This is a genomic window from Bacillus sp. JJ1562, from assembly GCF_036962705.1.
Taxonomy (GTDB): Bacteria; Bacillota; Bacilli; order Bacillales; family Bacillaceae_L; genus Ferdinandcohnia.
The window spans coordinates 105,071-121,131 of sequence record NZ_JBALOQ010000027.1; the positions used below are offsets into that span (position 1 = coordinate 105,071).

Below are 16,061 nucleotides of genomic sequence, written 5' to 3' on the forward strand. Positions count from 1 at the left end.
CAAATAGTGATTTAATAAATTTATATTGGTTGGGTCACTATGCCAGGAACTCAATGGTTCTTCCATATCAAAGAAAAAGGAGGATAGAAGAAGTTAGATTCTTAATTTGCCACACAAATTGGGGGTATTGATAATGAAGGATGTTGAAGTAACAGTTATGCGATTTGATCCACAAACAGACGATGAGCCTAAGTATGAAGCATTTCAAATTGAAGCTAAAGAAAACATGACGGTACTGGATAGCTTGTTTTTAATCGTCGAGGATCAGGATCCTAGTTTATCTTTCCGGTGTGCTTGCAGACTTGGAATGTGTGGTTCCTGCGGGATGGTTATTAATGGTCGAGGCCGTTTAGCATGCCGAACTAAAATTGAACATTTAGGTGAGAAAATACTAGTTCAACCTATGAGGAACATGGACGTAATAAAAGATTTAGTCGTCAATATGGATAAATTCTTTCAAAATTGGGAGAAAGTAAAACCTTATTTTGTACCTAAGGAAGATACGGATGAGTTTGCTATTATTCCTCCATCATCAGGAAGACGAGAAATCATAGATGAAAATCAAGATTGTATTACTTGCGGATTGTGTTTTCAATCCTGTAATACAGTTTCACTTAGAGGTGTCGATGAATTTATTGGTCCAGCAGCCTTAAACCGAGCGTACAATTTGATTGCAGATGAAAGAGATGGAGCTAGAGAGGAAAGGCTAGACATGGTGGTAGAAACTGATGGGGCATTTGGTTGCCGATCTTTTAGTGCATGTGTAGAAGTTTGTCCAAAAGGAATTAAACCAATGGCAACAATCCAGAAAATCAAAATGAAACAGTTAAAAAGAGCGATAGGTATGAAGTGGTAATTTGACTAAACGATAGGAGATGGTTTGGTAATGACTTCAACTAGTTTGCAAACAAGTAAAAATGTTCAAGAAGTAAAGGTGAAACAACGCCCTTTTGTTGGCTATATTGCATGGATCGTTCAAAGAGTAACAGCATTAATCCTACTATTTTGTTTACCATTAAAAATCTATAGTGGTTATGCAATAGTTGGAAAACTTCCAGGCATTGGCATACTCTCTACTCTACACTTAAACGCTTTATTAGATGCTCTCTTAATCTTTGCTTTAATTTTCCACGCTTTATATGGTTTTAGGGTGATTCTAATTGATATCGGTATTGTAAAAGATAATCGAAGTGTGTTTACTATTTTTACCGTTATTGGTGCTGTTTTATCTGCCTTCATGTTTTATGTCATTGTGGCCTAGTAACATATTATTATATTAAATTGACTAAAAAAGAGTAGGTGAACTCATTGGAACGCGTAGAGACAGATATTCTAATTTTGGGGAGTGGCGGTGCTGGTTTATTTGCTGCTCATCATGCAGCTGATCAGAACCCCAATTTAAAAATTATCGTTTCAGCAAAAGGATTAATAGGAAAAAGCGGGTGTACCCGTATGGTACAAGGCGGATATAATGTTGTACTTCATCCAGATGACTCGTTTGAAAAGCATTTTAAGGATACGATCAAAGGTGGGGGCGGAATCAATGATCAGGAGCTGGCATGGACGCTAGTAAATGATGCTCCTAAAAGAATAAGAGAGTTAGAAACAAAAATGGGAGTCTTTTTTGATCGAAATGAAGATGGAACGATTCACCAAAAACCCTTTGCTGGTCAAACTTTCGACCGGACTGTTCACAAGGGAGACTTAACAGGAATTGAAATTATTTCTCGGATGCGTGATCAACTTTATGCTAAACCAAACGTCACCGCGTGGGATGAAGTAAGGGCTATTGATATATTATTTGATGAGAAAAAACACAGAGTAGCTGGATGTTTAATGCTTAATATGAGAACCGGCGAATTTATTGTTGTTCACTGTAAAGCTGTTATTGTTGGGACGGGCGGTGCCGCCACAATGTACAAGATTGCAACACCTAGCCTTGAGAAATCAGGAGATGGAATGGCTATGTGTTACCGAGCAGGAACAGAGTTTTTGGATATGGAAATGATGCAATTCCATCCAACTGGACTGCTTGCCGAGAATTCACGGTTAAACGGGGGTGTTCTCGAAGAAGGCCTTCGTGGAGCTGGGGGTTATTTAATAAATTCTCTTGGTGAAAGATTTATGAAAAATTACGACCCGGAACGAATGGAGCGCTCTACAAGAGATCGGGTTTCAAGAGCAGCCTACATGGAAATTATGGAAGGTCGCGGAACTCCGTTGGGTGGGGTATACGTGGATGTATCCCACCTTGGGAAAGAAAATGTACAGCGAATGTTCCCTGGCATGGTAGAACGCTGTAGAGATGTTGGTAGGGATTTAAGCACGGAGCCAGTAGAAATCTCCCCAGCAGCCCACTTTCATATGGGAGGAGTAAGGATAACAAACAACTGTGAATCAAATATTGCCGGGTTATTTGTAGCCGGAGAGGATGCAGGTGGAGTACATGGTGCAAACCGCCTAGGCGGAAATGGCGTTTGTGACTCAACTGTATTTGGGGCCAGAGCAGGTGATGCGGCCGTTTCCTATATTAATACCATCGACACTATTGGAAAAATATCGGATGCCCAGGTTCATTACTTTATTGACGATATTGTAAAGCCTTTTAAAAATGTGGAAGGAGAAAATCCTTTTTATATTCGTAATGATTTGAAAAACTTAATGTGGGAAAAAGTTGGTCTGGTCCGAAATGGGAAAGATCTAGAGATTGCTTTAAGTGAACTAAGATTATTAGAAGAGCGAATTGAGCGTGTATCTGTAAAAGGTTCACGACACTATAATCTATCATGGCAAGAATTCTTAAATGTTCGTAATCTGGTATCAATAGCCAAGATGGTTACGGCTAGTGCTCTAATGCGTACTGAAAGCAGAGGCTCTCACTACAGAGAGGATTATCAGGAAAGAAATGATGAACAATGGCTAAGCAATATATATGTGACCAAGGGCGAAGACGGAGAACCCCGCTATCATGTAGAAAAAACTAAACAAACCCGTATCGATGTGGCAAGAATTGACGGAGATAAGATTAAAGTGGCTTCCAAATAACAAGTAAGGAGTGGTTTTCTATGACAGTTACCGATTATACTGCAGATTATAAGCATGTTTGGGGAGTGGACAAAGATTTTTATAAAAGTGTCGAGGAATCCTGCAAAACTCTTTATATTGAATCCCTTAAGGATTTACCACCTGATGTTAGAACTGCCTTAGAAAGAGCTTACGAAAATGAAGAATTAGAAAGTGGTAAAGAGATTCTTTCAACACTCATCAAGACTGTTTCCACTGCAGATGATCAAAAATTATTAATCTGCCAAGACACAGGAATTCCAGTATATTTTGTGAAAGTAGGGAATCAAGTACGGTTTGATGGTCTTAGACTAGAACAGGCAATTAGAAAAGGAACGGAACGGGCAACGCTGGAGCATCCATTAAGAAGCAGTATTGTAAACACATTAACAAGAAAAAACCATGGCACTTCTACCGGAAACCAAGTCCCTATTATTCATTATGAATTTGTGGAAGGGGATCAAATTGAAATTTTAATTGTTCCTAAGGGATCAGGTTCTGAAAACATGAGTTATTTAAAAATGTTAACGCCCGCCGCTGGTATTGAAGGGATTAAAAAATACGTCTTAGAATGTGTTTTTGAATCTGGCGCTAATCCATGTCCTCCTACTATCGTGGGAATCGGAATCGGTGGAACAGCAGACAAATGTGCGGCACTTGCAAAAAAAGCTGCGGCACGTGAAGTTGGTTCTCCTAATCCGGATCCAAATGTACGGAAACTAGAGGAGGAATTGTTTACTTTAATAAATAAATTAGGATTGGGTGCACAAGGCTTAGGAGGAAGTACGACAGCATTAGCAGTCCATATTGAAGCAGCAGATACGCATATGACATGTAACCCTGTAGCTGTTAATATGATGTGTTGGCCTGCGCGAAGAATGAGAGCTATTTTCATTCAAGGGGAAGAAGAACCTAGAATTTCATTTTAATGAGACTTCCCTAATGTTATTTTATCATTAAACACAATCGGAGATTTATTTTTTGAAAAATCACCAATTTAAGCTCAATTTCATTTCCCCAGTTAGGGAGATGAAATTGAGTAAAAGAGAACCTTATTCCTTTCATCCTTAGATACTACTGATAATCACTAATTAAGCTGGAGGTTTTCAAATGAGTAGCGAGCTTCAATTAGAAAAATCCACCGTCCCCTTTTCGAAAATACCATTTATTAAGTCACAAAATCTTCCAGGTATTAGTTTAACATTTGTTATTGGGCTGATCGCCCATTCTTTGGGAAAGGATTTCCCCCTAATCGGCGGAGCTGTCATTGCTATTGTTATCGGAGTCCTCATGAGACAGTTTCTTGTTGTTCCCGAAGAATTTTATCCTGGAATTGGCTTTACTCTTAAAAAGTTATTAAAACTAGCTATTATTCTTCTTGGCTTTAGTTTTAGTTTTTCTGAGATCTTTCAGCTTGGAATAAATACGGCAATTATCGTATTGGTTGCAGTCAGCCTTGGAATTGGCTTAACCTATTTCATCGGAAGGCTATTTAAACTTAAAGGGAATATTCCTTTGCTCATTAGTTTAGGGACTGGAATATGTGGGGCCACAGCAATTGCTACTACAGGGCCAATCCTAAAAGCAAAAGATGAGGACATCGTCTATGCAATTAACACAATTTTTGCCTTTAATGTATTAGCTGTATTAATCTATCCCATTATTGGCCATTTGCTTTCCATGCCAGATAGTATGTTTGGGGCATGGGCAGGTATAGCAATCCATGACACCTCATCTGTTGTCGCAGCTGGTTATAGTTACAGTACAGAAGCTGGAGATGCATCCGTAGTTATTAAATTGATTAGAACATTAATGCTAGTTCCAGTTGCTGTCCTATTATCAATTTTTATTTCTATTAAAAACAAAACAGCGAATTCCAATCAGAAAAAAGTAAAAATGAGTAATGTCTTTCCATTCTTTATATTATTTTTTGCTGGAGCTGCTGCGATAAATACGACTTTCCCTTTGCCATCCAGCTTTATCGAGCCCACTACTTTCATTGCTAAATTTTTCATATTAATGGTCATGGCTAGTGTAGGTCTAGGAACTGATTTAAAAAAGATTAAATCTGTAGGTATACGCCCTTTGATGGTTGGTTTAATTTCATCCATTATCATGGGAGCTATCAGCTTGCTCTTAATTATTATCCTTTTTTAATAAATTTTATAGAATAATCGTTTAGTTGCCTTTATGGTTACAAGGTTTGAAAAATTCAATAGGAGGGATACTATGGCACATTATAGATTAAAGGCTCCGTTGACAGATGAAGATATTAAGAAATTATATGCAGGGGATACAGTCACTTTAGATGGGATTATTTTCGGAATCCGTGATGCAAATCTAATTCGCCTATTTGATAAGAAGGTGGAACTGCCAGCTGACCTTATTCCACAATTACAAGGATCTATCGGTCTCCATACGGCTCCAGGAGTCAGAAAGTTAGAGGACGGTACATATGAAAAGGTGAGCATTGGCACGACTACAAGCTATCGTATGGATCGTTTTACTAGGGGATTAATGCAAAATTATGGCATGAAAGTCATTATTGGAAAAGGAGGACTCCTCGAGGATGGGAGTCAGGCATGTATTGATTTTAATGGTTGTTATTTCTCTATCCTTGGGGGATCGGCTGCATTGGAGACGACACAGGTAGAAGCAATTGAAGATGTATGGTGGGAAGACCTGATGCCTGAAGCCATATGGAAATTTAGGGTAAAAGATTTTGGGCCTTTAATTGTCTCTATTGATTCTCATGGGAACAATAAATACAAGGATATTAAGAAAATTGCAAGAGCAAATCTAGATAATATATTAAATCAAATTTAAACATGGAGAAATCAACAGATCAAGGCAAAAGTCCTACTTTAAATAGGATTCTTGCCTTTTAGTTCTAATTTTTACAGTTTGATAAATAAGGGGGGCATTACATGGAGGAAGGTTGGATCTTTCTATTCCTGATTGTCCTAATATCTTCTTTACTGCAAACATGTACGGGCTACGGATTTTCAGTAATAAGCACACCGTTTTTATTTTTGATTTATCCCGTTCATACGGCGATTCAGATTAATATTATTCTTTCCCTATGTCTTTCCTTATTTATGATTTTTAAAATAGGAAAAGAAATCGATAAAGCCCTGTTAATACGTTTAATAAAAGGTAGTAGTGTAGGAACTCTCTTAGGAATTCCGATTTATCTTTATTTGGATGTCACCTTACTAAAGATCATAGTGGGTGTACTGATTCTGATTTTCACAGTTCTTCTTATTTTAAAATTAACCATCCTCCAAACAAAGAAAAGGGACATCTTAACAGGTGGAATATCTGGCCTTCTAACGACAAGCATGGGAATACCCGGTCCGCCTCTGTTACTTTACTTTTCTGGGAGTGCAATGGATAAAGACAACTTTCGGAACACTCCATTAGTCTACAATCTCTTTGTCTATTTCATTAGCTTAATTTTACAAATCATATTTAGCGGTACAAGTTTAGTCGTTTGGAATGCTTCCCTGATTTCCATTCCTGCGCTTTTTTTAGGCATGTTGCTGGGGCAGTTCTTCTTTAAGAAGGTCAGCCAGAGCACCTTTCGATTGATTTCTTATCTGATACTACTCTTTACAGGCGGTTATTTAATTATCATGAACTTCTTTGTCATTACTTAAGGGATAATTGGATAATTAAAACTTATTCGATAAGCAATTATCTCATTGTTGTATAGGTCCATGATATTTGGCATTGCTTTCATATTTGTCTCATATGAGTAAAAACTCTTAGTTCTCCCCATAGGAAAAACACCTCCCGCTTGTCATATTAATAAATACGACCTGAGAGGTGTTTTTTCCTTTGTTTCAATTAATTTGATCTCTCCACTATGAACTGTACGTTTTTTATTCCCCTTCTTTTTCTCAAAAATAAATATCAAAAAAAAGCTTTATACTCACAAGCAGAATTAAGTACGCAGCAATTCTCTTTAATGTGATTGAATTCAGTCGTTTTGTTATACGTCCGCCAATTTGGGCCCCCGTGATTCCCCCTAAAATCAGCATAAACGCATAACCTATAGGAATAGTGCTGATACCCAGTTTAGTAATCAGACTCCCCGATGCTAAAAGAAAACAAATAAGCAGACTGGAACCTATTGCAGTTTTTATAGGAAGCTTGAAAACAAAAATCATAAGTGGTACAAAAATAAATCCCGCCGCAATTCCTACTAATCCCCCTGAAATACCTATTATAAAACTGGCCAATACAGTAAGGATGATTGAAAAAATTGTAAAATTATAAGGTTCCGATTCCTCATTTGATTTATAGGGTATTTGCATTACAATGGCAGCCGTAACAGCCAGAAAAGCAAATATGGTACGTAAAAAAAAGTCAGAGGAATAGGAAGCTAATAGCACCCCAATGATGCCGCCAATAAACGCCGGAATACCCATGATTAAGACTACTTTCCATACGACAAGTTTGTGCCGTATATAATAAAATCCACCAGAAAGCGTTGAAAAAAATGTTTGCATAATAGAAAAACCAGCTATCGTGTGCATCGGAAAAGTTTTACCTGTCAGTAAAGGAAAAACAAACATTAGCATAAAGACTAAAATAATTCCTCCTCCAATTGATAACAAGCCCGTAAATATTCCAGATAAAAAACCGATTAACAACATAGTTACATACATCTTTGAGCTCCTTAATTTATTTCATGGTTAATCCTTTAACGCCTTTAGGTAGTTCTTATTTGAGCAACATGAATTACGATATTATTCATCCTCGACTATTAGAATGGATTTGAATAATCAGTAAAAAGCATAGGTTCCAAACTAAAAAATAATTTAGATATTATGATAAATACACTTCGAAGAACAGGTAAAAAACTCTTTAGTAAGAGATTGGTTTGATAATGATGTTCACTTAATGTTAATCACCAAAGACCCAACCAATAGTTTCATTAAATCACAATTTTATTAAATATTCAATATTTTCATAATATTATACGTACTGTTCTTTACATATAAGCAACAAGTTAAGACAAAAATATACCCGATTTTGGGAAACAGGGACATTAGGACATGGAATTCTGTCCCCGTACCCCATTATATCCCGCCGTACCTTCTCTTTCGTTGCCGGTATTCTTCTAGCGCATTCAGAAATTCCTTTTCTGAGAAATCTGGCCAGAGCACATCGGTAAACCAGAACTCAGTATAGGCCAACTGCCAGAGCAGAAAATTGCTCAGGCGTTTTTCCCCGCCAGTGCGAATTAGCAGGTCAGGGTCTGGTAGATTAGCAGTATACAAATACCGTGAAAACTCCTGTTCATCCAGATCATCCAGTGACAATTTCTTCTCATTCATATCCGAGAACAACTCTTTCATGGCATTTAAAATCTCTTGTCTGCCTCCATAGTTTAGCGCAAAATTCAACTGAAGGCCGTCATTGTCTCGTGTACGGTGGACTGCATATTGTATTGCTTCACGTGTAGAGGCTGGGAGATTTTCCATATCTCCTATTGCCTCAATACGCACATTATTGGAGATTAGTTCTGGCAGATAAATATGAAGAAACTCCTTAGGTAGTCTCAATATCGTATCAACCTCAGGCTTAGGACGTTTCCAGTTTTCCGTGGAAAACGTATAAAGTGTCAGAACCTTAACTTTGCATTTGACTGCTATCCTGACAATTTTTACGACAGCAGTTACACCCTCCTTATGGCCAGCAACCCTTGGCAAGCCCCGCTTCCGAGCCCAGCGTCCGTTTCCATCCATTACGATTGCTACATGTTCCGGTGTATCATGGTCAGCAAACTGAACGGCTTCATTTAATTGTTTATGTTTAAAAAAAGGAATTTTCATCGACATAGTATATCCCCTCGAAATGTTGTTGGTCAATGGATGATGTCCCCGTGTCCCATCATTCATTGCTTCGGTATTCTAAAATATCCCCTGGTTGACAGTCTAATGACTTACAAATTGCTTCTAATGTGGAAAGTCGAATCGCTTTTGCTTTTCCATTTTTCAAGATAGAAAGGTTCGCCATTGTGATTCCCACTCTTTCTGAAAGCTCTGTTACGCTCATTTTCCTTTTAGCCAACATCACATCAATATTGATAATAATTGCCATTGTTTTCACCTCAGACCGTTAAATCATTTTCTGTTTTTATACGAATCGCTTCTTGTAAAAGTTTTTTGAGAACTGCTGCAAAGACAGCAATGATCATTGAAGCACCAACAGCAACCATTCCGATTATGACAAGACCTGGTGCGTCATCCCACTCCGCAATGATAAAGATGAATGGTAAGGCAGCTAAATACAAGCAACTTATGGTGATGGCACAGTTTCTAATTTTCTTTAGAGCACTTACAGATAAATCCGAGAACGCAATGTTCCTGTCAATATAATTTAAAAGCGTAAACGCATGATACAATGCAACGTAGAACGGTATAGCAGAAACATACATTAGTGTTAAAATGCCGAGCACCATATATCCCAACGTTGCACCATTGCCTGCTTCTTCAAATGCGACATTCGCTATCTTAGGTAACAAAAATAGGCACAAAGCCAAAACGGGAATCCCCATTATAATTACAGCTAACTTTAAAAAAAGTGTAGAACTTTGTTTCATATAAACACCTCATTCATTTAATGTCAATTTAATTTAACATATATTTTATCGTTTTACAATAAAATATTATTGAAATTTATTCTATTTTTATTGCATCTTGTTTTTCAGACAACAAAAAAGCGTTAATTCATGAATTAACGCACGTTTTATAACATTTATTTATTATCATTCACATTTTTAGGTAAACATTCTTCTTCGGGCTTTATATGAACCTGTTTCCACGGCTCATTCCCTACTTTGCGAAATTGAGCAATTTCTACGTCAGTCCCATTCGTTAATGTAAAAAACGTAATACAATAATCCGCTCCATCATTACCATGAAAGCAAATATTATTAACATATCCATTTATCATTATTGGATACTTATGTTGAATCATTTTGCACCATTCACCAAATTTTATTTCTACTACCGCTTCCCCATCATGGTTCCAGCCATGATATGGGGCACAGAGAAAATCTTCTCTAATCTTAGTCAAATCTGAAATTCGAAAGCCTTCCTTTTCGTGTTCAAGCTGGATAAATCCATATGAATAGCCAAAGTACTCAACCATCAGGTCTTCCCGCAACTCAATCGTTTCTATTTCATAAAAAAATCTGATCTCTCGCTCTCCAGCTGGCACTCGGGAAAGCTTTATTAAACTCGTATGACCTATTCCAGCAAACGAAGCTACATATTTTTCATAGCTTAGTTTATCTTGATATGATTTTGACAAAAAATTATAGGCAAGAGGAAATGGAAGTTCGCCATTACCTATGGAACCGCAACTCCTCAATCCTATACTTGCTGCTTCCCGTAAAATACTAAAATAGTTGATAAGTGTATCCTCGGGTGTCTTCGTAAGTTCTGTGGGTAGCTGGATCTGTTCATGCGTTTTATCATAATAGGGATTCCAGAACTCCCAATTGCTAAATTTTAAATTTAAAGCTTTCATACAAGATGGACGAAAATACTTTTGATGATACGAAGTTATGTCATTTTGATTTCGTTTTAGCATAGTTAGTCACCCTAGATTTAGTCTATGGGTGGTTGTAGAAAAGGGTGTAGGAACTGGTTTCCCTTTTATAAAACTTTATAGTTTGAGTATTTATAAAGGTCTACTTCACCATATTCCAAAATTGTGCTGCAGCTTTTGAGATAGGTGCATCTTTTAATTTCATCATTACTGGTTCTATACTAAAATCAAACTGCCCAAATTCGTATATCTTTAATTGATCGAAAAACAAGGATTTATAATGCATTCTTGGAATTATGGAGATTCCTAATTCTCGATTGACAAGCCCAACAACCATGGGAATATCTTTACATTCGACAATTATATTTGGTTTTACTTCCTGTTCATCAAAAGCTTTTAAAATATTTTCATGAAAAGAGTGACCTTCCATTGCACCGAGCATGATAAAAGGAAGATGAGCGATTTCCTTTATCGTGGGTTGAGGTGAGAGTGACGTCGCCAAGCTTCTAGGTACAATAAGGATGGCAGGTTCTTTTTTCAAGATTTTCGTCTCGAATTCCTCTGTATTACTTGGTCTTATAAGTAAAGCAATATCAATTTCTTTTTGTCGTACCTTTTTTAATAAACCTTCTGAGTCCCCCGAAAAAATATTTACTTTGATTTGAGGAAACTGTTCTCTAAATTGAGCAATGTAATCAATCAACATATTTGAACATGCAGACGAGACACCTATGCGTACTGTCCCCGCTGTACCTTCTTCTATTTCATGAATCCGCCTTTTCACTTCATCCATTTGACTTAATAATTGCTCGGCATATTGATATAACAGTTCACCTGATTCAGTTAGCTCCCATTTTTGACGATAACGTTGAATTAAAGTAGTACCCAGCTCTGCTTCAAGTTTTTTTAACAATTGACTTAATGGGGGCTGGGCGATGTTCAAACTTTGAGCTGCTTTCGAAATATTCCCTTGTTTAACGATTTCTTTGTAATATTGTAATTGACGAATATCCATTTTTTAGCTCCATTATATGTTTTTATATATGATATGTATCAAATATATATATTATTAATATACCAAATCCCATGATAATATTGGAGTTGGACTATTTTTTCATAAGGAGGATTTTATGAATCATATAAATGTGACCATGAAGCGACTTGGTTTGTACATTATTGGCTTGTTATTTCTTTCCCTTGGTGTCAGCTTTTCAATACAAGCGGATCTTGGTGTATCGCCAGTCTCGTCATTAGCCTATGCATTTGCACTGACTTCAGGTTTGTCCGTCGGAACCATGACAGTAGTTGCAAATGTTTTATTTATTTTCATACAAGTGATTTTAAGTAAACGATTCAATATGAGGGAATCGATCGTACAATTAATTATTTCATTTTTATTTGGTTTTTTTATGGATTTAACTTTATTTCTTGTCCAACTATTACCTGCACCTGAAACATTAATCATGCGCTGGGCCTTTTTATTGATTAGTTTATTTGTTGTTGCAATTGGTTTACTTGGATATTTCACTACGAAATTTCCTTTAATGCCCTACGATGAATTAACGTTTGTAATAAGCGAAAAATATAAGAAGGAACTTAGTAAAGCTAAAATTTCCAGTGATTTACTAAATGTTTGTGTGGCTGGTTTAGTATGCATCATATTTATTCAATCATTAGGAGCCGTTGGTATTGGTACAGTGGTTGCTGCATACTTCATCGGTAAAATTTTGGGATGGTTGATGAAACATTACCAGAAATATTTAACACAGTGGATATATATAAATAAAGAAGAACCATCTCAAGATATTGAGGCAGTTCAAAAAGAAAACACGAGTCTTTCATCTTAACATGAAGATTCGTGTTTTCTTTTTCATTATGATTCTTACCCTCATCTAAGCAAATTGCCGCTGCTTATTGTATGAATTATTGTAAACACTTGAAATTTGCTAAACTAAAAAAGGGCCCTTTTGGACACTTTTAAGGATTTGTTATACGTAAAGCCAAATATAGATTCCAACTGCAATCAATGAGAGCAGGATTACCACTGTATAGATCACTGTTAGGTTGATACTATTTCTTTTGGTTTTTTCGCGGTAGTTTGAATCCCCTTTTCCTGCGATTAAAATTGTTCCGATTAATGCAGCGATTCCAAGGATAATCACGATGATAAATGCGAATTTCATTTTTTTCACCTCGGTTATAAAGTTGTCTCATTTTCTATTATAGATTTTTTCGGAAGTCTTTCGCTTGTTTCTTGAACGATGACTACAGCTGAAATCACCATGATAATCCCGACATATTGCCACATTTGCAATGTTTCCTCGAAGATAAAAAAACCAATGATGGCAGCGACGACCGGTTCAATTGTTGCAATTATGGATGCCCTACTTGATTCGATATACTGTAAACCTTTTGTATATAGGATAAATGCCAGCATTGTTGATAGAAAGCCTAGACCTACGATGTAAAACCATGATTTGATATCTGTAAACAAATTCATGGCAGACCAGATTCCACTAAACGGTGTCACTGCGACTGCAGCGAAAATAAACGTATATACCGTGACAGTTAGAGAATCATATTTTGCAAGAGCAAACTTGCCGAAGATACTATACAGTGCATAAAAGAAACCGGAACCGATTCCTACTACTAGTCCAATGAGTGAGATTGTCCCCGAAAAATTCGGAAAGACCCCAACTACAAAGGCACAGCCCAGAATTGTTACAGCAAGCGCCAGCATTTTTCGAATGGTCAGTTTCTCTTTAAATAGAAGCCTAGCAAATATCGTGACAAAAGCTGGTGCCGTATAAAGCAGAATGGCGGCAACGGAAATCGAGGTTTCCTCAATCGCGACAAACATACACCAGTTAAAAAGGACAATACTAATGATACCTGTTCCAATAAAGTATTTGCTGTCCGGTATCTTAATTTTAAAGGCATGGGGATTTTTTAGTAATGCATATGTAATCAGAAAAATGGAGGCTGCAATTGCTCTAACTGCCACAACCTGTAATGGCGTAAAACCTATTGCGTACAGATTGCTTACAAATAAGCCAATAATCCCCCATAATGACGCACCTGCTGCAATTGAAAGCCCCGCCATCTTTTTATTCATCAGCGCTTCCTCCGATTTATGTATTGCCAATATGTTACCAAAATTTGAAAGACTTTAAAAGTAATTATCCTCTTTTTTAGTATACAAAAAAGCCAAGCACAACTTTGCTTAGCTTTTCCTTTTTTATCTTATAGGTACTTCAAACTCTTCGTCACCTTGTAGCACTTTAAGTACTAACGGTTTATCTGTTTCAGAAACAGGTGTAGGAACTTGGAAATAGATATGAACATTCCCCTTTGTTAATGGATCTACACTAGCCCCACCGAATTTTGTACCATTCTCTTCTTCGGTAGCAGCTAAACTTTCAAACTCATGCTTGCCATCATATAGTAAAAAGAATTTAACGTCTGCAAGCTTGTGACCATAGTGAAAAATATCTGTTGTATCATTATTAATTGTACCTGTTATATGAAAATAGATTTGGGAATCAGCATTTGTACTACGACTTGCCCAAATATCATCAGGATCCCCATTAGAAACTGAAAACTCTTTTACAAATGATGCATTCGAGAGTGTAATTTCTACAGAGTCATTGTCATAATAGAATACCTTATCGGAATCAAATAAGTTTTCTGCTGGTTCAACAGTTTTTTTCTCATCTCCTCCAGAAGATCGAAAAACTTCTGCTTCCTTGCCATTGGTTTCTTTGTCTTTTTCGTCTTTTTCGTCTTTTTCGTCTGATTCTTGAGCTTCTGTGTCCTCTTCTTGATCATTTGGCTCACTTTCTGCTCCATTCGTATTAGACGCATTTGACTGGTTGTCGTTATTCTTTGATGCTTCATTTGAACTACCACAAGCTGCTAAAATCAATGCTAATACTAAAGTTATAAGTATACTTCCCCATTTTTTCTCCATAATTCTCCTCCTATTTCTTCCCTCAAAAATTAATTATAGTATCCAAATTTTGGGCAAACAACAGGATAGGTGAAAAATAGGAAGAAATTCCCTTTTTACACAAAAGGAAACATGAGGCTTTATGACTATATTGTGTGTATAACACCTACTTATTTCTCATCTCAATAAAAAAGATATTTGATTTCCCACCTCGTTTTGCTTCAAACATAGCCTTATCAGCACGTTTCATAAGAACCTCAAGTGTGTCACCATGTTCCGGGAAAATACATTCATTTCTACTAAAAAACCACGAAACTGAAGTTCCGTGGTTTTGTTACGCCTATGCTACATTGCTTCATTGTATCTTTTTTTCTTAATAAATTTCAGTTTCGTTTCTGAAATGATGATTGCTGCAAGGATAAGAATGGCTCCGATGATCATTTTTATCGATAAAATCTCACTGAGAATGATGATAGAGAATACAGTTCCCCATAATGCCTCTGTTGACAAGATAATTGCCGCATTCGTTTCTGTCGTATATTTTTGTGCGATGGTTTGTAGTAGAAAAGCAATCGTTGTGGAGAACACGCCCAGGTATAGGACATTGGATACTCCTTCAACATTCATCGAAAAGTGGGTCTCTCCTCTAAAAATAACGACAATAAATCCTAAAATTGCAGCAATAGCCATTTGAATAACCGTTAAAAGCACCGGATCTTCGTCCTTTACAAATTGAGCTGTATAAAAAATATGAAACGCAAACCCGACAGCACATAATAATGTAAGCAAATCCCCGATATTGACTTCCCCAGAGAATTTTAGGGACAAAACCCCTATTCCCGTAATTGCCAAGAATGCTCCTAGCCATTCAAACTTATCCATTTTTCGCTTATATAAAAAGAACGCGATGAACGGAACAATGACTACGTTCACCGCGGTCAAAAAGGCATTTTTCGATGGTGTCGTATAAACCAATCCCACTGTTTGGAGGGCAAATGCCACGTATAAAAAGATTCCGATGATTGACCCTTTGATAATCGTACTCTTTTTGATATGTTTTAGCTTTTTATAAAACACAAGGCTTAACAAAATGACTCCAATCAGGAAACGGATCGCAAGAATTTGATAAGGTGTGTAGTGTTCGAGCGACACTGCACTTGCCACAAACCCGCTTCCCCAGATGATGGCTACAATTGTCAGACTTAGTTCCCCCATATATTTACGCATGTCGTCCTCCACCTATTTATATTTGATATTTTCACTGTAGCCAAAACTTGATAACGAATCAACAAAAATATGAGAGACTGGGCCAAGTGTAGGGGATGCGATGCTTATGAAAGAGGTTTCGAACGTGATTTTCGCTCAAAATGGTCTTCATCAGGCTTATGAAAGACTTTTTGAACCTGCTTTTCGCTCGGAATGGTCTTCATCGGGTTTATGAAGGACTTTTTGAATCGATTTTTCAGTCAAGTCCAAACAATTG

At 36.9% G+C, this 16,061-nt stretch carries 18 protein-coding genes; 8 read left to right on the plus strand and 10 right to left on the minus strand.

Going from position 1 to position 16,061, the window contains the following annotated elements:
- The first annotated feature begins 133 nt into the window (after nucleotides 1-133).
- From V7097_RS17925 to V7097_RS17955, 7 genes are all read left to right on the plus strand, one after another.
- Nucleotides 134-856, plus strand: a complete 723-nt coding sequence (locus V7097_RS17925; RefSeq protein ID WP_335704999.1) for a succinate dehydrogenase/fumarate reductase iron-sulfur subunit — start codon at nucleotides 134-136, stop codon at nucleotides 854-856.
- A 30-nt stretch (nucleotides 857-886) separates the two neighbouring features.
- Complete coding sequence (locus V7097_RS17930) at nucleotides 887-1,261, plus strand: hypothetical protein (protein ID WP_335705000.1); 375 nt, start codon at nucleotides 887-889, stop codon at nucleotides 1,259-1,261.
- Between the two features lie 38 nt (nucleotides 1,262-1,299).
- Entirely contained in the window at nucleotides 1,300-3,045 is a 1,746-nt protein-coding gene (locus V7097_RS17935) for an FAD-binding protein (RefSeq protein ID WP_335705001.1), read from the plus strand.
- Between the two features lie 20 nt (nucleotides 3,046-3,065).
- Entirely contained in the window at nucleotides 3,066-3,992 is a 927-nt protein-coding gene (locus V7097_RS17940) for a fumarate hydratase (protein ID WP_335705002.1), read from the plus strand.
- 181 nt (nucleotides 3,993-4,173) lie between these two features.
- Nucleotides 4,174-5,220: a YeiH family protein gene (locus V7097_RS17945; RefSeq protein ID WP_335705003.1), complete on the plus strand. Its 1,047-nt coding sequence runs from the start codon at nucleotides 4,174-4,176 to the stop codon at nucleotides 5,218-5,220.
- A gap of 72 nt (nucleotides 5,221-5,292) precedes the next feature.
- Nucleotides 5,293-5,889: a fumarate hydratase C-terminal domain-containing protein gene (locus V7097_RS17950; protein WP_335705004.1), complete on the plus strand. Its 597-nt coding sequence runs from the start codon at nucleotides 5,293-5,295 to the stop codon at nucleotides 5,887-5,889.
- Nucleotides 5,890-5,990: 101 nt separating this feature from the next.
- Nucleotides 5,991-6,722: a sulfite exporter TauE/SafE family protein gene (locus V7097_RS17955; RefSeq protein WP_335705005.1), complete on the plus strand. Its 732-nt coding sequence runs from the start codon at nucleotides 5,991-5,993 to the stop codon at nucleotides 6,720-6,722.
- A 243-nt stretch (nucleotides 6,723-6,965) separates the two neighbouring features.
- Here the strand turns inward: V7097_RS17955 and V7097_RS17960 are convergent, their stop codons facing one another.
- From V7097_RS17960 to V7097_RS17985, 6 genes are all read right to left on the minus strand, one after another.
- Nucleotides 6,966-7,736: a sulfite exporter TauE/SafE family protein gene (locus tag V7097_RS17960; RefSeq protein ID WP_335705006.1), complete on the minus strand. Its 771-nt coding sequence runs from the start codon at nucleotides 7,734-7,736 to the stop codon at nucleotides 6,966-6,968.
- A gap of 414 nt (nucleotides 7,737-8,150) precedes the next feature.
- Entirely contained in the window at nucleotides 8,151-8,912 is a 762-nt protein-coding gene (locus V7097_RS17965; protein ID WP_335705007.1) for an isoprenyl transferase, read from the minus strand.
- Nucleotides 8,913-8,964: 52 nt separating this feature from the next.
- Nucleotides 8,965-9,174 (minus strand): helix-turn-helix domain-containing protein, encoded by a 210-nt coding sequence (locus tag V7097_RS17970; protein ID WP_335705008.1) that lies wholly within the window; start codon nucleotides 9,172-9,174, stop codon nucleotides 8,965-8,967.
- A 10-nt stretch (nucleotides 9,175-9,184) separates the two neighbouring features.
- On the minus strand, nucleotides 9,185-9,676 hold the full coding sequence (locus V7097_RS17975; protein ID WP_335705009.1) for a DUF2975 domain-containing protein: 492 nt from the start codon (nucleotides 9,674-9,676) through the stop codon (nucleotides 9,185-9,187).
- A 155-nt stretch (nucleotides 9,677-9,831) separates the two neighbouring features.
- A complete protein-coding gene (locus V7097_RS17980) occupies nucleotides 9,832-10,671 on the minus strand; it encodes a hypothetical protein (protein WP_335705010.1) in 840 nt (279 codons plus the stop codon).
- Nucleotides 10,672-10,771: 100 nt separating this feature from the next.
- Entirely contained in the window at nucleotides 10,772-11,644 is an 873-nt protein-coding gene (locus tag V7097_RS17985) for a LysR family transcriptional regulator (protein ID WP_335705011.1), read from the minus strand.
- Nucleotides 11,645-11,759: 115 nt separating this feature from the next.
- Between V7097_RS17985 and V7097_RS17990 the strand changes: the two genes are divergently transcribed.
- Nucleotides 11,760-12,476: a YczE/YyaS/YitT family protein gene (locus V7097_RS17990; RefSeq protein WP_335705012.1), complete on the plus strand. Its 717-nt coding sequence runs from the start codon at nucleotides 11,760-11,762 to the stop codon at nucleotides 12,474-12,476.
- A 141-nt stretch (nucleotides 12,477-12,617) separates the two neighbouring features.
- On the opposite strand, the gene V7097_RS17995 is transcribed toward V7097_RS17990, so the two are convergent.
- From V7097_RS17995 to V7097_RS18010, 4 genes are all read right to left on the minus strand, one after another.
- Nucleotides 12,618-12,812, minus strand: coding sequence for a hypothetical protein (locus tag V7097_RS17995; RefSeq protein ID WP_335705013.1), 195 nt, complete (start codon nucleotides 12,810-12,812; stop codon nucleotides 12,618-12,620).
- Nucleotides 12,813-12,826: 14 nt separating this feature from the next.
- Entirely contained in the window at nucleotides 12,827-13,744 is a 918-nt protein-coding gene (locus V7097_RS18000; protein WP_335705014.1) for a DMT family transporter, read from the minus strand.
- A gap of 123 nt (nucleotides 13,745-13,867) precedes the next feature.
- Nucleotides 13,868-14,599 carry a hypothetical protein gene (locus V7097_RS18005; RefSeq protein ID WP_335705015.1) on the minus strand — a complete coding sequence of 244 codons (732 nt, stop codon included), beginning with the start codon at nucleotides 14,597-14,599 and terminating at the stop codon, nucleotides 13,868-13,870.
- 324 nt (nucleotides 14,600-14,923) lie between these two features.
- Nucleotides 14,924-15,805 carry a DMT family transporter gene (locus V7097_RS18010; RefSeq protein ID WP_335705016.1) on the minus strand — a complete coding sequence of 294 codons (882 nt, stop codon included), beginning with the start codon at nucleotides 15,803-15,805 and terminating at the stop codon, nucleotides 14,924-14,926.
- Between the last annotated feature and the right edge of the window lie 256 nt (nucleotides 15,806-16,061).

What these genes read in the sequence shown, in the direction of transcription:
- V7097_RS17955 (WP_335705005.1), top strand. Translation starts at nt 5,991, where the DNA reads ATGGAGGAAGGTTGGATCTTTCTATTCCTGATTGTCCTAATATCTTCT.
- V7097_RS18000 (WP_335705014.1), bottom strand. Translation starts at nt 13,744, where the DNA reads ATGAATAAAAAGATGGCGGGGCTTTCAATTGCAGCAGGTGCGTCATTA.
- V7097_RS17940 (WP_335705002.1), top strand. Translation starts at nt 3,066, where the DNA reads ATGACAGTTACCGATTATACTGCAGATTATAAGCATGTTTGGGGAGTG.
- V7097_RS17950 (WP_335705004.1), top strand. Translation starts at nt 5,293, where the DNA reads ATGGCACATTATAGATTAAAGGCTCCGTTGACAGATGAAGATATTAAG.
- V7097_RS17925 (WP_335704999.1), top strand. Translation starts at nt 134, where the DNA reads ATGAAGGATGTTGAAGTAACAGTTATGCGATTTGATCCACAAACAGAC.
- V7097_RS18010 (WP_335705016.1), bottom strand. Translation starts at nt 15,805, where the DNA reads ATGCGTAAATATATGGGGGAACTAAGTCTGACAATTGTAGCCATCATC.
- V7097_RS17980 (WP_335705010.1), bottom strand. Translation starts at nt 10,671, where the DNA reads ATGCTAAAACGAAATCAAAATGACATAACTTCGTATCATCAAAAGTAT.
- V7097_RS17990 (WP_335705012.1), top strand. Translation starts at nt 11,760, where the DNA reads ATGAATCATATAAATGTGACCATGAAGCGACTTGGTTTGTACATTATT.
- V7097_RS17960 (WP_335705006.1), bottom strand. Translation starts at nt 7,736, where the DNA reads ATGTATGTAACTATGTTGTTAATCGGTTTTTTATCTGGAATATTTACG.
- V7097_RS18005 (WP_335705015.1), bottom strand. Translation starts at nt 14,599, where the DNA reads ATGGAGAAAAAATGGGGAAGTATACTTATAACTTTAGTATTAGCATTG.
- V7097_RS17985 (WP_335705011.1), bottom strand. Translation starts at nt 11,644, where the DNA reads ATGGATATTCGTCAATTACAATATTACAAAGAAATCGTTAAACAAGGG.
- V7097_RS17965 (WP_335705007.1), bottom strand. Translation starts at nt 8,912, where the DNA reads ATGTCGATGAAAATTCCTTTTTTTAAACATAAACAATTAAATGAAGCC.
- V7097_RS17930 (WP_335705000.1), top strand. Translation starts at nt 887, where the DNA reads ATGACTTCAACTAGTTTGCAAACAAGTAAAAATGTTCAAGAAGTAAAG.
- V7097_RS17970 (WP_335705008.1), bottom strand. Translation starts at nt 9,174, where the DNA reads ATGGCAATTATTATCAATATTGATGTGATGTTGGCTAAAAGGAAAATG.
- V7097_RS17995 (WP_335705013.1), bottom strand. Translation starts at nt 12,812, where the DNA reads ATGAAATTCGCATTTATCATCGTGATTATCCTTGGAATCGCTGCATTA.
- V7097_RS17975 (WP_335705009.1), bottom strand. Translation starts at nt 9,676, where the DNA reads ATGAAACAAAGTTCTACACTTTTTTTAAAGTTAGCTGTAATTATAATG.
- V7097_RS17945 (WP_335705003.1), top strand. Translation starts at nt 4,174, where the DNA reads ATGAGTAGCGAGCTTCAATTAGAAAAATCCACCGTCCCCTTTTCGAAA.